The 468-nt window shown below is 42.1% G+C and carries 1 pseudogene; it reads left to right on the top strand.

The features are described 5' to 3' along the window. Positions 1–468 (top strand): annotated as a pseudogene (locus tag CYP28_RS01855) (PDZ domain-containing protein); the annotation flags it as partial.

The following is a 468-nucleotide window of genomic DNA, read 5'->3' as shown; positions in this document are numbered from 1 at the left end:
GGCGATATCGGCGTGAAATTCTTACAAAAAGAGGATAAATTTTTTGTGGGTCTTGTTGATCCTTTGGGTCGCGGCAAGATGATGATGGTTGATGATGAGCTTGTTACGATAAATGGCATCAAGCCAAAGAGCCTAAGAGAGCTAAATGAGATGGTGCTTTTTGCTCCAAAAGGCGCAAAACTGGACATCATTGTAAAGCGTGATAGGCAAGAACTACTCTTTCAAGTGCCAGTAAGCGGGGATGTGAAATTTAACCAAAGCCTAGACATTGACGCCCCTTCAAGCCTTGATCTGCCAAATTTAAACGTCATGCCAAAGTCGCCTGAGAGCTTGCTAGATGATAAAGTTTTGGTGGATTATGGTAACACGGTTGATAAAAATTTAGTCGTTACCAAGAGCGAGCCAAAGTCAAATGCTGACATCTTTGGCATCAAAATAGGCGATGAGATTTTAGGCTACAACAAAGAG

It is taken from the genome of Campylobacter concisus, assembly GCF_002914195.1.
Lineage (GTDB): Bacteria > Campylobacterota > Campylobacteria > Campylobacterales > Campylobacteraceae > Campylobacter_A > Campylobacter_A concisus_M.
Note: the sequence above shows the minus strand (reverse complement) of the source record. Positions and strands in the feature narration are given on the sequence as shown.